Genomic DNA, 18354 nt, shown 5'->3' with positions numbered 1-18354 from the left:
TCAATGATGCAAAGCAATTTATATTACATCCGATTCTATCATCAGTATCAACAGCATCATGTCGTTAAGGTGTTACCAGGTGGTGTCTATAGCACCAGTGAACCCGAAATGTTGAGTACTGGGTTGGGCTCGTGTGTTGCTGCGTGTATATGGGATCCTATTGAGAGGGTAGGTGGAATGAACCACTTCCTTTTACCGAATGATGGAGATATTTGTAAAGAAGGTGACATAGGTGCCAGCGTGAATGAGACCCGCTATGGATGTCATGCAATGGAGCAGCTGATTAGTCAGTTATTAGCAAAAGGGGCAAGTCTAGAGCAGTTGCAGGTGAAGGTATTTGGCGGCGCTCAGATGTTCGGCAAGCAAAGCGCAATTGGTGAAAAGAACGTGCAATTTATTCTCGATTACGCGGAACAAGAGAAGCTGTCGGTCGCTTCGTACGATTTAGGTGGATTGGAGCCAAGAAAGATATTATTTGATCCAATGTCGGGGCGTGTGTTGTTAAAACGGATACCTTTTGCAGAGTTACAGCAGGTTGAAATGCGGTATACAGATCCGTTGATGCAGGATGTCCAATACTCCACCTCCAAGGAGAAAGAGTGGTTTGAAACATGCGAAAAATAAAGGTCTTAATCGTCGATGACTCGCCCGTATTTCGGTCATTACTCACAGAGCTCATATCTTCTCATCCCGATCTTGAGGTTGTCGCTGCGGTTGAGGATCCATATCAAGCGCGATCAGCAATAAAACAATTAAAACCCGATGTACTCACTTTAGATATCGAAATGCCAAAGATGAATGGTGTGCAATTTCTCAAGAACCTTATGAGGCTTCGGCCAATGCCCGTGGTGATGATATCCACTTTAACTCAGCACGGTGCCCAAGCGACATTAGAGGCTTTGGAAATCGGTGCCGTTGATTATTTTCCTAAACCTGCTTTTGACAACACTTCGGATATGCTTAATTACAAGCAGTTGATCAATGAAAAAATAATAATTGCGGCAACAGCAAATGTGGCCGGCATTAAGTCTTCTGAGGTGTCTGCTTCTGAAATCAAACTAAATGGAAAGTCCCAAGTAGAAGTTATCGCGATTGGTGCTTCTACAGGTGGAACTGAAGCAATACGTCAATTGATTTCGAAGTTACCAAGCGGTCTGCCACCAATCATCATTACCCAACATATCAGTGCATTGTTCACGCGTTCGTTTGCTGAACGGCTTGATAGTGTGACTCCAATTAAAGTTGAAGAATTGAGTGAAGGGGTTGTGCCGTTGGTGACAAGCCATGCTTATGTTGCTCCTGGTGACAAACATATGGTTGTTCATCGTCAAGGTAATAGGCTGTATGCACAGGTTGATGACAGACCACCAGTCAATCGTCATAAACCGTCTGTTGATGTGATGTTTGATTCACTCGTGCAAGCGGCACCTAATCGTTCTATGGCGGTGATATTAACGGGCATGGGGCGTGATGGCGCCAATGGTATGTTGAACATGAAACAACATGGTGCGATTACGCTTGCACAAGATCAATACAGCTGTGTGGTATGGGGAATGCCTAGAGTCGCAGTTGAAGTAGGGGCCGCACAGTACGTAAAACCACTCGATCAAATGGCAACACAAATGATGGTGTGTCTGAATCGCGCGAATTAGCTTGAATAATACAACTCATAATAATCCTTAAACGTCAGGAAATGGATATGGATAATCAACATGCAGTGAGTGATAAATGGAAAACCGTACTCATCATTTTTTTTCAGGTGTTGTCACTTGGAGGGACCGTGTTTTATGTTAGTGATGTTGTTCCGATATTATTTATGGTGGTTGCGGCCGCACTACCTTGGATCGTACGTTCATCTAAAAGAGTATCGGTTGAGAGTGAAATGAGCGAAGTTGACGCCACTCGCCTAGATTACTCAACGTTAAAACCGCTTAACGAGTTGTATCGTGAAAAATTACCCAACATCCATGACTCGCTTAGCAAACAGCACAGTGTGATTGATGATTCAGTTGAGACGCTAAACCAAAGCTTCTTTGGATTGCAGGAAGTGAGCCAGCAACAAAACCAAATCTCAAAATCTTTGGTCGAAGAGATCTTGTCCAATCAAAACAATGAATTCAGCCTGTCTCATGTGGTGCCGCAAACTGAACAAATTATCAATCAGTTTATAGATACACTTGATAATGTTTCTCAAAAAAGCGTTTCAGCTGTGCAAAGCATTCGCGATATGTCGGAAAAATTGGATACTGTATTTAAATTACTGGAGAAGGTGCGAGGGTTATCTGAGCAAACAAACCTTTTGGCATTGAATGCTGCCATTGAGGCTGCTCGCGCTGGGGAAGCTGGGCGAGGTTTTGCAGTGGTAGCTCAAGAGGTGAGAGACTTATCAGTGAAAGCTGAAGCGTTAAATAACCAGATTGAGAGTGAAATTCATGTGGCGCAGGATACTGTAAAGCAGGCTAGCCAAACCGTAGGTGAGATGGCGTCAATCGACATGAGTATTGCCATTGACTCAAAGCAGCAAATTGACGGCATGTTGACTGGTGTGCAGACAGTAAATGAGGCTGTCGAACTTGAAGTGAAAAAGCTTCGTGATTTGGGTAATGAGCTTACTGCGCAAGTCAGCAATGGTATTCGTGCACTGCAGTTTGCTGATATTGTTAGTCAACAAGGGGATTACGCCAACAAAACACTCTACTTGTTTGATGAAACTAGCGCACTATTGACCCAACTAACTCAACAGAAAATAACCGAGCATGAGTTTGTAGAACAACTTTATGTTTTGTTAGATAGCAATCGTAGTCAACAAACTTTATCGGCAGGCCAAGAGACTTTAGACGAGGGTGAAGTTGAGTTGTTTTGATATTCTAAGTCAATGACTTGATTAGCAATGTGTAGTAGAGCGCTACTGAGTAACTCACCAGTAAAGTGACATATCCCCTGTTATTACAAAAGGAGTATTTTCACAAAACAGTATATTCTATAAACTGAAATCATACTCTTTTGCTAAGGAAGTGGCAGTCGTATGTGGGACAACATAGTTACATTGTCTGAGGACGGAAATGAAGTGATTGCTCGTTTGCAATCTGGTTTTGTCGTGGACAGCAGTTTTGACCAGAAAGAGCTTCCTGCATCATTAGAGAAATTGGAAGCTAGCCAATTCTATCCTTTAGACGATGAAATCATTCGCTTCGTGAACCTAGCAAAAGAGGGGAAGGGTGAAGCGTATGAAGGCGTGGCTGTCGCTGAAGTACGTAATGCAAGTATGGTCGTAGAGCTATCTGACGATGAGATGCTTGCAAGTATTACTGTTACTGGTGCTTATGCAGGGCGTGGGTTAAGAGGTGCTGAAATTGTACATGCACTTGCTCAGGCTCATGTAACTAAAGGCATTAATAAACTGGCATTGAAAAAGGTGCTAGTGATGAGTAACAAACTTAAAGCGGGGGAGAAGTTCACCCAAGCCGTTGCTCAAGGTAAACAACCCGTAAAAGGGAAAGACGCAAAATTTGAAGCGCTCGTTCCTGACATTACTCACCAAGTCCTTAAACCACGTAGCAAAGAGTCTGGCAAAATCGATATGCGAGACTTGGGTGAAACCATTACCGTCGGAGAAAACGATCCTGTTATGAGGCGAACGCCAGCAACCAAAGGTACTGCTGGTTTTACTGTTCAAGGAAAACTCCTACCGCCACTGCCTGGTAAAGATAGCCTGCTCAAACCGGGAAAAGGAACAGCCATCTCTTCTGACGATCCGAATCTTCTTGTTGCTAACTGTTCTGGACTCCCACTTATTAAAGAGCGCACCATCGAAGTAGATGAAGCGTTGTGCCTAAACAGCGTTAGTGTCGCAACTGGTCACGTTAAGTTTAAGGGGAATGTGTTTGTGTCTGGCAACATCGACCCGGGTATGGTGGTGAAGGCGACGGGCAGTGTTACGGTTGGCGGCTTTATTGAGTCAGCCGAAGTGCAAGCACAAGGAGATATAAAAGTCGCGAAAGGCATCATTGGCCACACGGTTAAAGAGGGAGAGAGCAAAAGCTGTAAGGTGCTGACTAAGGGAGCAATTGAAGCGAGCTATGCTCAGTACTCAGAGCTGCAAGCAGGTACTGATATTAGGCTGACAGTACACAGTATGAGTAATGAAATACGCTGCGGTCACGATTTGATTGTGGTTGATGGAATGAAGAGGCACGGCACGTTAAGCGGCGGTGAGGCGAAAGTCGGTGGTAAAGTAGAGTGTGTCTTCCTTGGCGTTGAGGGCGATACGGCAACTAAGGTTCACTGCTTTGCTCGCTATGACAGCTACAAGCAGAAGATGGGTGAGTTGAGAGATGTTTATAAAGCAGCTCAAGAGAAAACCATGGATGTGATTCGCCAAGAGTTGGAATTCAAAAAGCGACCTAAAGCGGAGCGTACAGACGAAGAGGCGCAGCGCATAGAGTCAATGAAGGAGCAGAACAACCAAGCGATTGAATCGACTAAGCAGCAGATTGATAGCCTTGAGGCTGAGTTTGACACGTTACTTGAAGAGTGTACTGTCGAGGCGCATGAGAAGGTCTATACCCGTGTGACGATTCAATATGGCGATGAAACCGTAACGACTAAGCGCACTCATGGTGGCAGTGTGTTCTCGTTTAACCAATATGAGATTCAATGTTCGTTCAAGATGGAAAAAGAAGACATTGGGGAACAGCTGTAGCCACGTCATTAATTCTTATGAGCAGAGAACGATAGAAATAAAAAAGGAGCCAGTGGCTCCTTTTTACATTTAGGTTGAAGGGTTAATCCTTGTTTGGACTTAGCTGACTGCTCTCACTTTCCCTTGTTTAAGGTCGGACAGTACTTTGGCTTTTGGTCCATCGGCAATGATGCAGCCTTTCTCCATTACAATCACACGGTCTACAACATCTAACATCGACGTCTTGTGAGTGATAAGGATGAGTGTCTCGCTCGGCAGCAACTGATTAAGTTGGTGTTTGATGTGCATCTCTGAGCGGTTATCCATCGCACTGGTTGGCTCATCCATCAACAGCACAGGAGGGCGGCCTAGGAAAGCGCGAGCGATAGCCACAGCTTGACGTTGGCCACCTGACAGCAACCCGCCACCTTCACCAACTTGGCGCTCTAAGCCAGCAGGATCTTGCTGAGTGAAGTTCGTTACACCTGCTCGGTTGGCTGCGTCCATCACATCGCGGTCATCCACTAACGGACGGCCTAGAGTGATATTGTCACGAACAGAACCGTAGAAGAGGTTACTGTCTTGTGGAACACAGCCTATATTGCGACGTACGTCGACGTGATGCAGTTGCTCCATATCGGTATCATCAATGCGTACATGGCCCTCTGTAGGCTTGTATAGGCCCATAATGAGGCGCTCTAGTGTTGTCTTGCCTGAGCCAATACGACCGATGATGGCAACTTTCTCACCTGGGGTAATCGTGAGGCTGAGGTCGCGCACTGATGCAATTGGTGAATCAGGGTAATGGAAAGTCACTTTATCCAGTGCAATGTGGCCTTGAATGATTGGGCGGTGGATATAGCGTTTACCTTCTTCTTGCTCATCAGGCATATCCATAACCTGCTCGATCAACGTCATCGATGACTTGGCTTGGTTGTAGCGAGTAGAAAGAATAGAGAGCTGAACTAGTGGACCAATCGCACGACCACTCAACATGGTTGCAGCAATCAAACCACCCATGGTGAGATCGCCTTCAGCAATCAAGTACACACCAAAGATGATCATACCTACATTAGTACTTTGTTGAACAAACCCGGCTGTATTCTGAATACTGTCAGTAATTCTGCGACTCTTAATATTCCAGTTCGCCATGTGAGCAACTGCTTCTTCCCAACGGAATTGAAACTGACTTTGCGCACTGAAGAGTTTAACCGTTTCTAGACCCGCCAAGCTTTCGATAAGGTTCGCATACTTCTGCGAAGCAAGACGAGAACCCTCTTCGATAGTGCGGCGCAGAGGCCCTTGAATGATGATTGCGTAGATCACTAGAATCACGACACCGACAATCGGTACATACACCAGATCGCCAGCCATCAACCAAATCAGAGTTAGGAACAGAATCGCGAAAGGGAGATCAATCAGAGAGCCAATCGTAGCGGAAGTGAAAAACTCTCGGATTGATTCGAACTCTTGTAAGTTCTTGGCGAAAGCACCCACCGAGGCTGGTTTCGCTTCCATACGAATCCCGAGAACCTTACTAAATAGCTTCGAAGAGATCAGAATGTCAGACTTTTTACCGGCAATGTCGATGAAGTAGCTGCGCATTAATTTGAGCAGTAGATCGAAAGTGAACACCACAAAGATGCCGCTCGCCAATACCCACAGTGTCTCAAAAGCTAGGTTGGGAACCACTTTGTCATACACCAAGCGCGTAAACATCGGTGCAGCAATCGCGAACAGGTTGATTAGAATCGAGGCGATTAACACATCACGGTAGATCTTTTTCGACTCCCAGATGGTGCCCCAGAACCAGTGGCCATGACGTGTTTTCAGAATCTCAGGTGAGCGTTCATCATAGCGGAACTGTTTTTTAACCAAGAAGTAGCGGCCAATAAACTGTGCTTTTAGCTCTTCTAACGGAATGAGAATCGGCACCATGCCACTTTCAGCGGTAATGATCTCCGCTTCTTGTTTCTGAAAATCAATTCGGTTGAGAACACACGCTTCACCCTGCTTAAGTAGCAGCACTGCTGGCAGAATCAGTTCTGGAATACTCTCTAGGTTTGAGCGGTTCTCTTTGGCAACTAACCCTGCACGCTCTGCTGAACGAGGAAACAAGAAAGGGGTAAGTTTACCATCCGCAAGAGGCAGCCCATTGACGAGCGCCTCTGGAGAGTTTGCTAGACCGTAGTATCGGCTGACGTATATCAGCGAATTCAGTAATGGATCTTGCATTAAATAACCACCTTACTACTTATCAACGATGAAGCCTTGGAACACTTCAACGTAGTTGTCTGACAATGTATCAAGCTGCGTTTGAGTCTCGATACGTGAGGCGATGGTGGTGATACCCAAGTTATGTGCCGTTCTAGAGATCGACGTTAGAGTGAATTTCTGTTTCTCATCATCCAAGTTGTGGGTGTAGAGGTAATCCAACTTAACGTAACCTGGGCGGAACTCATTGATGTATTCCAGAGACTGGAAGTTACGACCGTAATTATCAACACCAAATACTGCGTTGGTGTTGCGTATTGCGGTACACAGTAGTGCCGTGTAGTGCGGTTCATTAACGAAGCAGTTCTCAGGGATTTCAAAATGCAGCATGTCACAGATAGATGCATTTTTGCTTAGTGTCTCACCAACCCAGCGGATGAAGCTTGGTTCTGAGATACTGCTTGCTGAGATGTTGATAGCCACTGGCGTAGTGATCTCTTTAGCGTGTAGCTTCTCAATCATTTTCTCGATCACGTACTGATCAAGTTCATGGCTGGCGCCGAGTTGTTCAAGTGCAAATAGGTACTGAGCCGCGCTGTAGCGAACGCCATCTTTTTCAATCGCTGAGAACACCTCTTGGTGGAAGGTCTTGCCGAAGCTGTTATTCGCCGCCTGCAGACGGAAGGTGAAGAGATCATTGATGATTGCTTCTTCAACCAGTGTACGCCACTGCTGTTTACCCATTACTGCGCCGTGATCATCGGCAGTAATGTAGCCATAGCTCATTTCACGGTTCGCTTTTGCTACAGAGAGCGCGTTATCCACCAGCGACATGATTTCTGTGCTGGTCTTGCTTTGGCTACTGTGAGTCACACCAAGTGAAATGTTAGCGCGAGCCGTCCCAGTTGGATCGGAGCCTAACCCTTGAACACAGTTAACGATGCTGTCTGCGATGAGTTTGAGTTCGCTTTCATCGATATTTGGCAAGATAAAGCCGAACTCATCTTTTGAAATACGAGCCATGGTTAGATCTGGTGATGAGATAGAGGCTTGTAAGTGCTCTGCTAAATCGTGGACAAGTGCATCGCCCTCTTGGTAACCCTTATCATCGTATTCGTCAGCAATGAACTGTGCTTGCAGAACCGCTAAGCCACCGACGCTAGATTCCGCCAACCATTGATTGAGTTGAGACATGTAGTAAGCACGGTTGCCGAGTTGTGATACTGGGTCGATGTAGGCACGTTCACGCAGGCGCTGAGCTTCTTGAGCTTGATTCTTAAAGGCTTGTTCAACTTGCGTCGACATATGGTTAATACCATCAACGACTAAGATCAGATCCTTTGTTTTCGGGCGTGCAAGGGGTTCACCAAATTGGTTCTTCGCAATCTGGTTCATTTTGGCGATGATCAAGTCGAGTGGTTTCAACGATCGTTTTACGATCCATGAAATGGCCAATAAACCAATCACAAAAATAAGCGCAAATACGGTTGCTAGGCGAGTAAAAGATTGCCAAAGCTGTGAGTATGCTGGACCTGGGTGGCTAACAATTTCCACTTCGGCCAACTGCATCCAACCACTAGTGATAACACGGCGGTCATGAATCGGCTCAAACAGGTCAAGCGAAGTAAACCAACTAGGCACTGTGCTCGGCTTTACCGGGTATGAACGCAGGATGTCGTCACCACTATCAAGGAAGATGAGCCTTACTACCGAATAGGAGCTGCCATCAAACAATGCATTGATGACCGACTCAACCGCGATTGGGTCTTTGTCCTCTAGGTAAGGAGCTAGCGCTAAACCAACGGTATTGATGGTATTGCTTACCTCTGAGCGTTGCTGCGCTTCTAGGTGGCCTCGAGTGGTATTAAATTCGATCATAAATACTGACGTCATCAGTAATATAAAGACCGCTACCATCCCGACTACAAGCTGTTTATATAAAGTCATTGTACCTACTCATCGTAATTGATAATGGGTTTGTTTAATTTTAGAGAGCGCTCGCGTGAACGAAGATCGTTCCACAAGCTCAATCTGGATGATTTACCTGCAAGCTGTCCGTTTCCTGCTGAAGACTTCATTAGCCATAGGTTCTTACCGTTAAAACTGTATATCGGCAGCAAGTCTCTGCGAGTTGACGCTCGTTTAATCTCTGGATTCAAGTTATCCAAAATGACGGGTTCTGCGCTGGGCGTGGAGTAGTAAGCCAGTACCATGTGGAACTGATTCAGCTCCAACGCTTTTACGTAGACCAGTCTCAATTTTTTGTCGGGTACACCGAGTTCCAGTAGCGAGAAGTATTTAGCGATGGTGAAGTCTTCACAGTCGCCTGCATTACTTCCTAGAAACTCGAGTGGTGTAGCCCAATAATCTTTTTTACCCCACAGCACGATATCGTCGACGAAGTAGAGTTGATTAAAGAATCGATTTACCGACTCCAGTTTTTGCGTCTCACTTTGAGTGCTGAACTGGTCGATATTCGATCGCCATGTCTCCACGCGTTTAGCGGCCCTTTGACCATAGGTTTCAGAAACCGCACTCACCCAGCGCTGCTCAGTGGTGTTCAGTGCAAATGATGCACAAGACGATATCAATGCCAGCAACGCAACTGCGGAACGAATCTTCATTGGCAAACTGCCTTGTTGCTGTGGCAGTTATCTGTGTAGAAAGGGGAAAACATCACTCACCCTTACTCTTTCAATGCGTTGTTTTGAGCGCTAAGTATCGGCTTTAACATGTAATCTAGAACGGTTCTCTTACCCGTAATAATGTCAACCGATGCTGTCATGCCTGGAATGATTGGCAGCTCTTCGTTGTGCCCAAAGCTGTACTTTTCGGTGCGCACACGCACGATGTAAAAGCTGTTACCTTCTTCATCTTGAGTCGTATCGGCACTAATGTGCTCCAACACGCCCTCTAGACCACCATATTTGGTGAAGTCATAAGCACTGAACTTAACAATCGCTGGCAGCTCTGGACGCAAAAAAGCGATGTCTTGTGGCGCAATCTTGGCTTCTACAAGCAACGAATCTTCGGTGGGTACAATCTCAACAATATCCATACCTGGCTGGATAACACCGCCAACGGTATTGATGCCTAAGGTTTTGACGGTACCTGTCACAGGAGAGATAACTACGGTTCGATTAACTCGGTCTTCTAGGCCAACAGCAGATTCGGTAAGAGCGGAGAGTTTATCTTGCGCTTGGTTGAGCTTCTCTTGCTGTTCTGAACGGAATTTAAGTGCTGCATCTACGCGGCTGAGCATAGACTCTTTGATCGCCGAGCGTAGTACAGGGATTTTTAGCTCGCTAGAGGTCAGCTCACGGCGCGTATCGTTCACTTGTCTCTGCAGTTTAAGAAGTTCGATACGCGGTACCACACCCTCATCAGCAAGCGGTTTGGTGATATCCAGCTCTTTGCGAGCAAAGTTATAGCTTTGGCGCAGGTTATCAACACGGGCTCTCACCTCAACCAAGTCTTGCTGCTTCTGTTCAACTTGTTGTTCAAAAACAGAGAGTTGGTTACGGAGATTATTAAGGTCTTGGCGGTATTCGGCTTTCTGGCGTTGAATCAGATTAGGCTGTCTCTCAATAAACTGTGGTGGGAATGCCAGTTTGCCGTAGTTAAGTGTGACGCTCTGTTGCCAATTGTCGACAGAGAAGTTTTCATCAATCACCACACTGGTCAAAGACGCAGAAAGCATTAGTACGCTTGCCGTCAGGTTGGCCACTTGTTGTTCGCGTTCGCGGAAGTCGGAACGGAAACGAGTATCATCGATAAGGAGCAGTTGCTGGCCTTTTTGTACCTGTTGGCCTTCTTTTACAAGGATCTCTTTCACCAAGCCGCCCTCAAGGTTCTGGACTACTTGAATTTGAGAAGAGGGGATGACTTTGCCTTGGCCGACCGTGACTTTGTCAATCTCAGCCCAAGCCGCCCATCCGATCGCAGCAACAAAGAATAGAACGATAACCCACAGCATGATACGCGCGCTGGTTGGCGTATTGAGTAGCAGTGCCGCTGTTTTATCATCGACGTACTCAAGTTCGGTATCGTTCAGCTTGTTGTAACTTTTTTGGCTCATAACAATCCTTGTCTGCGAAATTTGGTGCAAGCCTATTGAGTGTATTCTTAGTTTTAAGAAATGTTAAGATCTTGTTCCCATAAAGCGTTGTATTTATATATGTTTACTCACTCATCGGTTTTTGAAATCTGTTTTATCTAGTTGGTGCTTACGCAGTTTGTCGTAAAGCGTTTTACGAGAGACTTGAAGCTCTTGTTGAACCTCTTTGAGCATACCTTGATGACGATGTAAGGCTTCTATCAAAATGATTTGCTCAAAGTTGTCGGTACGTTCGCTAAGCGAGAGCTGTTTAATCGTCGTATCGGACGCGCCTTCATCTGCGCTACTTTTATCTTGTTCTTGATCCTCAGGCTGCTTTGCTTGTGTGAGTACTCTAAGCTCCGCTTCTTGGCGCAGTTGACGCAAGTTCTCAGGCCAAGGCTTGGCGACGAGCCTCTCAACATCCTGTTTGGTGATGATTGGGGGCGGCAGTTGATATCGACTTGCCGCACCTCGCGCGAAATGTTTAAACAGCGAACCAATGTCTTCGGGTCTTTTTACGAGTGGTAACAGCTCAAACTGACGAAACTCCCCTTTAATTGTAGCGGGTACAGTCGTGGATGCGATAATGATACAAGTTGCATTTGAATTGCATTCGTTTTCATGAAGCAGCGTTGACTTTACTTGCTTAAACCACTCCCATTGCTGAGACATTAACACTTCTGTTTCATGTATATAGAGAGTTCCTCCACGGTGCTTAATGCACAGTTGCTTGAGGAACTCGCAAAAAGTCTCTTGATTCGATTTAGGTAGGTTGAACGCAGCGACAGGGTAGAGTTCCCCTCTCTGGTGACTGTGTAAATCGTGAGTGTATTGTGCGGTAATCCGTTTCCCCGTTCCGATGTCGCCTTTGAGAATGACCATCGGGTCTTTGCGGATGTCGAGAGTGATTAAATCTCGTCTTAACGCCACCATCGATGGGGACTGGCCAATCAGCTTAGGCCCGACATGGGTCTGCATCGCCAGCTCTTTGCGCAGTAGGTTGTTTTCTTCAACCAGTGCTAATTTGTCTGCGGCTTTGTGAACCGCAGCCATTAAAGCGTCCACAACGAATGGCTTTTCAAGAAAATCACAAGCACCTACCTTCATGGCGGTAACGGCTGTTTGAACGTCGCCATGACCCGTTAATACAATCACTTGAAAGTGCGGATTGTGTTTTAAGAGTTGTTCGGTAAATTGAATACCGTCCATCACCGGCATATGTATATCAGTGATGACGACGCCCGCTTGGGTCAAAGGGATTTGCTTTAGCGCTTCTACAGCGTTAGGAAAACAGCGAATTTCAATGCCTTCAATGAGCATTGCTTGTTCTACGGAATCTCGAATCGCAGGTTCGTCGTCAATAAAATAGAGTGCAGGCATGGTTGTCAAAGCGACATTCCTTGTTATCAGTCATTATCATCAGCACGTTTAATCAGTGCTTGAGGTGTTATTGCATGCATTGTGCAAGGGAATTCTTAGTGAGAATACCATGCCACAAGGCTCGCGCCGCGTTGCGGTGATCGTGCCGTGATACGCTTCAATAATCCGTTTTGAGATCGATAGGCCAAGCCCTAGTCCCTCCGGTTTGGTAGTGAAGAAGGGATCAAAGAGTTGAGATAATTTTGATTCTGGTAGGCCGACGCCGTTGTCCCAAATATCCAGGACACAGGTTTCAGATTCCAACCGCCAATCTAGGCCAATCTGAGGGCTAGGCTGCTGGTGTAGAGCTTGGGCGGCGTTGTGGATTAAATTCACCAACACCTGCTCTAGCTCAGTCGGATGAATCGCGATCTGGATATCGTCACTGATTGAGGTCATGCGCAGCGTAATACCGTGTTTAATCAGTAGTGCACTTAAGATTCCCGTGGCATTGTTGACCGCTTGGTGAAGGTTGGCGGTATGATTCTCTTGCTTAGTCACCTTACGGGTAAAAACTTTTAAACGTGCAATGATGTCGGTGATGGATAGGTTAAGCGCTAGCATCTTTTCTAAGTTGCCTTTCACTATATCATCACGCCCCATTTCAAGTAGCTTGAGGCAGTTTTCGCTGTAAGTTCTCAAGGCGGCTAGCGGTTGATTGATCTCGTGGTTGATGCTCGCGGAGAGTTCTCCCAATACCGCGAGTTTGGCGGTTTGTGTCAGCTCTTGTTCCGTCTGCTTGAGCTTACTTTGCGACTCTTGATACTGGTGTATGGTCTGCTGCAGCTGTTGGTTTGATTGCTGTAGGTAAAGAGTACGCTTATTAACCGTCTCTTCGAGCTTATGGTTGAGTGTAGTCAGCGCGACTTTGGCTTTGTAGGTTTGACGCCATGACCAAGCGATCAACAGTACTAGGCTATATATCACCAAGAATATCACGTCGATCTGCATGACTTTTTTCATCTCTGTGTCACGACCTTTAAGCGCGACGACTTGGTACTGCTGACTACTGGCCGCAGCAGGGTAGATGTTAAATGTCCCCATCCTGCTTAATTTCTCACTCGGCAAAGCGTTGTCGGCTTGTGGTAAATCGAGGAAATCGTCAATCAATGTGATCTTATCTAACCCATACTGACGCTGTTCGGCAATCTGTTGTTGCTGAATTGGAGTGAGAGGTTGAAGAGAGTGATAGAGCCAATGTGGCTGGCTTGATAAGAACACCACTTGGTTGTTGTCGAGCACCACAATATCGAACCCATCACTGGTTAGGATTTCTTCGATGTTTTCTAGGCTTACTTTTACCGTTAATACGCCAACAATCTCTTGCTTCACGTATAAAGGAGATGAGAGAAAGTAGCCGCGCACATTCGATCTTGCGCCAAGCCCGACGTATTGCGAGCTGAGGCCGTTTATCGCTTGACTGAAGTAGGGACGAAACGCAAAGTTCTCACCAACAAAGGTTTTTGGATCTTGATAGTTGCTTGATGCGACTACGGTACCGCTATCGTCATGGATGTAGATCGTGTCGGCTAAGCTCTGGTTGGCCCACTCTTCTAACAACAGGTTGAGCTGCTGAGCCGAGGTCTGCTCTGAAAAGTACCCAAGGATTCGAGGGTCGTGACTCAGGATTGCGGGCACCTGTTTGAATTTTGCGATCTCAGAGTCGAGCTGAAGATTGGCTTTGTTGGCGGCTTCTTGCAGCTGCTCACCAACCAGACGTTGCTGATATTGCTCTGCCAATAAGTGAGTAGCAGCAAAGCCCGCTGCACCCAATGACAGTGAAGCGATAACAAAAGGGGTGAAGAAACGGGATATTTTGTTGGCCAAGGTGAACTCAGAGCAGGTTGAAAGTGTATATAGATTAGCAACATGGCTATCAAAGTACCGAGATCTTGTTAACACCGAATCCAAGAGATAGCACAATCGGCTACCACAGACTTGTATTTCCCTATGCGAAAGCGCAGAATCACAAAAAAATGAAAAGGAGCAACGAAATGGAACTGAAAGATATTCGCCGTGAATATGCTCAGGGTGGATTGAGACGCAAAGACTTAGCGGCTGATCCGATTGACCAATTTAATCTTTGGCTTGAGCAGGCTATTGAAGCCAAACTTACCGACCCAACTGCAATGACAGTTGCGACGGTCGATAAGGACGGCCAACCTTTTCAGCGCATTGTGTTGCTTAAGAATGTCGATCAACAAGGTTTCGTTTTCTACACAAACCTTGGCAGCCGTAAAGCGCAGCAGCTTGAGCACAACAGTAAGATCAGCTTGCACTTCCCGTGGCACCCACTAGAGCGCCAAGTGCACATCACTGGTACCGCAGAGAAGTTGAGTGCTGTGGAGAACATGAAGTACTTCTCTTCTCGTCCAAAAGAGAGCCAACTGGCGGCAATCGCAAGTAAGCAAAGCAGCCGCATTTCTGCACGTGGCATCTTGGAAGGTAAATACCTAGAACTTAAACAGAAGTTTGCTAAGGGTGAGATCCCAGTACCGAGCTTCTGGGGTGGTTTCCGTGTTCGAGTAGACAGCATTGAGTTCTGGCAAGGTGGTGAACATCGCTTACACGACCGTTTCTTGTTCTCGCGTCAAGATAACCGTTGGGATATCGATCGACTTGCGCCGTAGTTAGGCGTTCCGAGTTTACCAAGGCTAAATACTTAAACACCGCGCTGTAATCTTCAAAGATTGGCGCGGTGTTTTTTTATGGCTTTTGAAATGAGGTAGAAGAGAGATAAAAGCCAGTGATCATTAACCGTTGTGAGTCATATCGGGTGCTTGATGAGTATCATGGTTAATTGGTTGTCGTCACTTCACTGTGCAGCACCACTGAAATCTGCCGATTGAGCAAGCTCTCTGGAATGACGGAACCAAGACCAGAGTCTAGTGCAAACTCAATCAATTGGCTTTTACTGTTGGCATCGAACTTTTGTTTAAGGCGTGCCACGTGACCCTCTACGGTTTTGATCGAAATCGTCAGAATCTGCGCAATGTACTGAGGCTTCTTTCCAAACAGCAGCAAAAATAGCACTTCGGATTCGCGAGCTGTGAGCTTCTTATTGAGCTTTGATTGTCTGGGCTCTGAACCAGCAATCGAGCCATCACTCTTTTTGGCACTGGTCGCTTGGCAAACCCAGTGACCCACCTCCAAAATGGCAGTATCAGTCAGCTCTTGGCCATAGAATATCGTTCCCTGCACCTCGCCATCATCATCTAACCAAGGCGTTTTGGTAAAAATATGGGCGTGCCAACGGCCGTCAGGATATGGGTGAATATCTAGAATTTTTAAAGTCTTACGTGTTTCCATCACGTATTTATCTTGCGCTCTGAAGTCTTGCGCACATTCCGTTGTTTGGCTTGGCATATCGAAGTCTGTCAAACCTGCGCTGTTTTGGTTGTCGGTCAAACCGATCAGTCGATTGTAGGCTTGGTTAGCATAAACAAAGACAGAGTCAGTATCTTTGCATCCCCAGCAGCCCGGCAACTGTTCAAACAGAGAGCGTTGTATTGAGTTAAGTGTTTTCGACAAAATATTATCTCAGTTTCGGAACTAAGCTAATGATATCAGTTTCTTATAACGCTGTATTGTAAATTCATGGAAGCGTCCCGAAACGATGATCAAGGGAAGAATGATCAAGGATAGGGAGGGGGATGAGTGTCTGGATATCGCGAGTTGATCCGCCACAGCATATTTTAAGCAAAAAAAAGCCAGCCTGAAGACGGGCTGGCTAAAGACAAGATCTGCCTTGTCGACGTGTAGAAGATTTCAGATTAATTCACGAGGGTCATACAAATTAACCTGAGGTATCAGTGAGATACCCAGAGTGACTTACTACTCTGTCGACAAATTTACTCCTAGGAGTGCGAATGCATAAGGGGGGAATTCCCCTATAAACAAGACTCAACACGACAAATGAGAAGTGAGAGCCCTGTTTTGTGAGAGGGGGAATCGAGAAGTTAGTAATCGAGAGCCTATAACTCTCGTAATACTCTGAAGCCTAAGTGGTTGGCTGCTGTTGTCGGTGGAACGTAGAGTTCATTGAAAACTTTAGCTTCTTCAGGAGAGAAGCTCCATGCGCCACCCTTCGCGATGCCTTTGTGATTGGTTGTCCACTCCCATACATTGCCTACCATGTCGTAGAACCCAGTTGGGGTCGGTAAGAATGATTTCACTGGCGAAGTGCTGACGTTTGACCATGGTGTTCCTGCCCAGCCAGTATTCGCTTTGCCTGAGCGGAACTCGTTACCCCACCAGAAGTTGGTGTCTTGGCCTGCACGTGCTGCCGCTTCCCACTCCTGTGGTGTAGGTAGACGATAGGTAAAGCCTGTTTTTTTAGATAACCAACGCGTGTAGGCCTTGGCGTCGTTTTGACTAACGCATACCACAGGTGAGCTATCAGTTTGCTTAAAGCCAGGGTTTCGCCAGTAACTATTCGATACGGCAGTGATCTCGGTATTAACGAAGGTATCACAGGTGTTCATCAGCTCGGCATCTGTTTGGTAGCCAGTACTGTCGATGAAGGCTTTGAAATCTTGCACTCGGGTTGGTGTCGCCGCTAACGCAAATGGCTTTTTGATCGTCACTTGCTTAGCATTGTTCTCACCTAGCAGGTAACGACCCGCACCGACAACGATCATCTCTGGGCTCTGGCTATCATCACCCATAGGATCAGCAAACTTACTACCGACGTTGAGTGTGTTTTGCTTGGCTTGCAATACAGCTCTTAGGTTGTGGTCGCGAGCAATTTTAAGTTCTTGATGGAAAGAGAGGTACCCCTCTTTTTCAATCGTCACCATATGCTGGCCAGTCGGTAACATTACTTCAACGGGTGTACTGCCGTAGTTAACACCATTGATTGATACCTTGTCGTTGTACTGGTTTGAACGGACCACCAAGTTAACCCAAGCCACCTCTTTTTGCTGATCATCGGCTTTCTGGTCAGTTTCTGTAAAGCAGTGCGATGATTGAATCCCAAGTAGGCGACAAGGGGTGTTCTTGTCTGGGCGAGTTTCTAGGCTTGCCGTGATGTTTGCTTGGTAGCGGTTTTCGGCACCAAAACCTGAACTTGTCACTTTGTGTTGTAGAACGTGAATGTTTAGCGATGTCGATGCCAAATGCTCTTTTGCTGTCTTTGATTCTGTCGCGTTGTCGATCACACTGTTTTGGAACTGTTCGACGGCTTTTTGAAGCGCCAATGTCACCGTTTGCTCCGAGCATTGCGCTAGTGTCATGTCGTCGCTGCAGCGATTGGTAAAGCTAACCGTCTTCTCTTCGGTTTTGGTGATCTCACTTCTGAGTCGATCGGCTCTCGCTCTTAGTTTTCCTTTGTCCAGATCCGCAATTGAAGCTTCAATCGCACTCTTTTCGGCTTGGAAAGCCTCTAGCTCCATCATTAACGCTTGTTGCTTTTGCTCAGAATCAGAAACAGCCAGTTTTCCCTCTTTCACCGATTTCCAAGCATCTTGAAATCGGTTTTGAGCTGGCGATATATCGAAGTCAGGCTCATCAATCATGCGGCTGTAATCTTGCTCTAAGCTTGCTTTCGCTGTCGCAAGCTTTTGCTGTGATTGTTCAGATAACTTGGTAAGGCGGACCACTTGCTCTGTTTGATTGTCAACTTGGTTCTGTTTGTCGGCAATCTTCTTTTCGACTGCTGCCAAATCGGCATGTTTTTCGAAAAGTGAGCTTTCTATGTCGATAACAGATGTAGTGACAGCGGGTGATGTCGCTTCTGCCAAAATAGCGGGTGCCATTAAGCTAGGAGCGAGTGCAAACAGTAGAGTGGGTAAACCTTGGCGCATGATGGGCTACTTCATTCGTAAAATGGGTGAATCAAATGTTTTAGCGAAAGCCATGTTGGCTGCAGTTGAGTCGTATCACTATCAACACAATGGAGAGTTTTACATCGGCTTAGCTCTATAAAGCGCTAAGCCGATAG

At 46.3% G+C, this 18354-nt stretch carries 14 protein-coding genes; 6 read left to right on the top strand and 8 right to left on the bottom strand.

Annotated features, from left to right (window positions below):
* Positions 1-3 precede the first annotated feature (3 nt).
* From KI743_RS07885 to KI743_RS07870, 4 genes are all read left to right on the top strand, one after another.
* Positions 4-624, top strand: coding sequence for a chemotaxis protein CheD (locus KI743_RS07885; protein ID WP_285465856.1), 621 nt, complete (start codon positions 4-6; stop codon positions 622-624).
* Positions 612-1652, top strand: coding sequence for a chemotaxis response regulator protein-glutamate methylesterase (locus KI743_RS07880; protein ID WP_285465855.1), 1041 nt, complete (start codon positions 612-614; stop codon positions 1650-1652). The genes KI743_RS07885 and KI743_RS07880 overlap by 13 nt, the downstream gene beginning before the upstream one ends.
* Positions 1653-1699: 47 nt before the next feature.
* Positions 1700-2863, top strand: coding sequence for a methyl-accepting chemotaxis protein (locus KI743_RS07875; protein WP_285465854.1), 1164 nt, complete (start codon positions 1700-1702; stop codon positions 2861-2863).
* 162 nt (positions 2864-3025) lie between these two features.
* Positions 3026-4702, top strand: a complete 1677-nt coding sequence (locus tag KI743_RS07870; protein WP_285465853.1) for a DUF342 domain-containing protein — start codon at positions 3026-3028, stop codon at positions 4700-4702.
* Between the two features lie 99 nt (positions 4703-4801).
* On the opposite strand, the gene KI743_RS07865 is transcribed toward KI743_RS07870, so the two are convergent.
* From KI743_RS07865 to KI743_RS07840, 6 genes are all read right to left on the bottom strand, one after another.
* Positions 4802-6916, bottom strand: a complete 2115-nt coding sequence (locus KI743_RS07865) for a type I secretion system permease/ATPase (RefSeq protein WP_285465852.1) — start codon at positions 6914-6916, stop codon at positions 4802-4804.
* A 15-nt stretch (positions 6917-6931) separates the two neighbouring features.
* The gene (locus tag KI743_RS07860) at positions 6932-8842 is read right to left on the bottom strand and encodes an EAL domain-containing protein (protein ID WP_032553746.1); all 1911 of its coding nucleotides are present in this window, start codon (positions 8840-8842) and stop codon (positions 6932-6934) included.
* Between the two features lie 5 nt (positions 8843-8847).
* On the bottom strand, positions 8848-9519 hold the full coding sequence (locus KI743_RS07855; RefSeq protein ID WP_032553748.1) for a transglutaminase-like cysteine peptidase: 672 nt from the start codon (positions 9517-9519) through the stop codon (positions 8848-8850).
* 62 nt (positions 9520-9581) lie between these two features.
* Positions 9582-10973 (bottom strand): HlyD family type I secretion periplasmic adaptor subunit, encoded by a 1392-nt coding sequence (locus tag KI743_RS07850; RefSeq protein WP_032553750.1) that lies wholly within the window; start codon positions 10971-10973, stop codon positions 9582-9584.
* Positions 10974-11084: 111 nt separating this feature from the next.
* The gene (locus tag KI743_RS07845) at positions 11085-12374 is read right to left on the bottom strand and encodes a sigma-54 dependent transcriptional regulator (RefSeq protein ID WP_285465879.1); all 1290 of its coding nucleotides are present in this window, start codon (positions 12372-12374) and stop codon (positions 11085-11087) included.
* Positions 12375-12422: 48 nt separating this feature from the next.
* Positions 12423-14240, bottom strand: coding sequence for an ATP-binding protein (locus KI743_RS07840; RefSeq protein WP_285465851.1), 1818 nt, complete (start codon positions 14238-14240; stop codon positions 12423-12425).
* Positions 14241-14407: 167 nt separating this feature from the next.
* Between KI743_RS07840 and pdxH the strand changes: the two genes are divergently transcribed.
* Complete coding sequence (gene pdxH / locus KI743_RS07835) at positions 14408-15043, top strand: pyridoxamine 5'-phosphate oxidase (protein ID WP_032553753.1); 636 nt, start codon at positions 14408-14410, stop codon at positions 15041-15043.
* A 166-nt stretch (positions 15044-15209) separates the two neighbouring features.
* Here pdxH and KI743_RS07830 read toward each other — a convergent pair whose 3' ends face one another.
* Together KI743_RS07830 and KI743_RS07825 are read right to left on the bottom strand one after the other, a co-directional pair.
* On the bottom strand, positions 15210-15944 hold the full coding sequence (locus tag KI743_RS07830; RefSeq protein WP_150896927.1) for a PAS domain-containing protein: 735 nt from the start codon (positions 15942-15944) through the stop codon (positions 15210-15212).
* A 443-nt stretch (positions 15945-16387) separates the two neighbouring features.
* Entirely contained in the window at positions 16388-18217 is a 1830-nt protein-coding gene (locus tag KI743_RS07825; protein WP_285465850.1) for an SUMF1/EgtB/PvdO family nonheme iron enzyme, read from the bottom strand.
* On the opposite strand from KI743_RS07825, the gene KI743_RS07820 reads away from it, so the two are divergent.
* Entirely contained in the window at positions 18108-18338 is a 231-nt protein-coding gene (locus KI743_RS07820; protein WP_172974273.1) for a hypothetical protein, read from the top strand. The genes KI743_RS07825 and KI743_RS07820 overlap by 110 nt on opposite strands.
* Positions 18339-18354: the final 16 nt, after the last annotated feature.

Source organism: Vibrio sp. D420a, from assembly GCF_030248625.1.
Taxonomy (GTDB): domain Bacteria; phylum Pseudomonadota; class Gammaproteobacteria; order Enterobacterales; family Vibrionaceae; genus Vibrio; species Vibrio fortis_A.
Note: the sequence above shows the minus strand (reverse complement) of the source record. Positions and strands in the feature narration are given on the sequence as shown.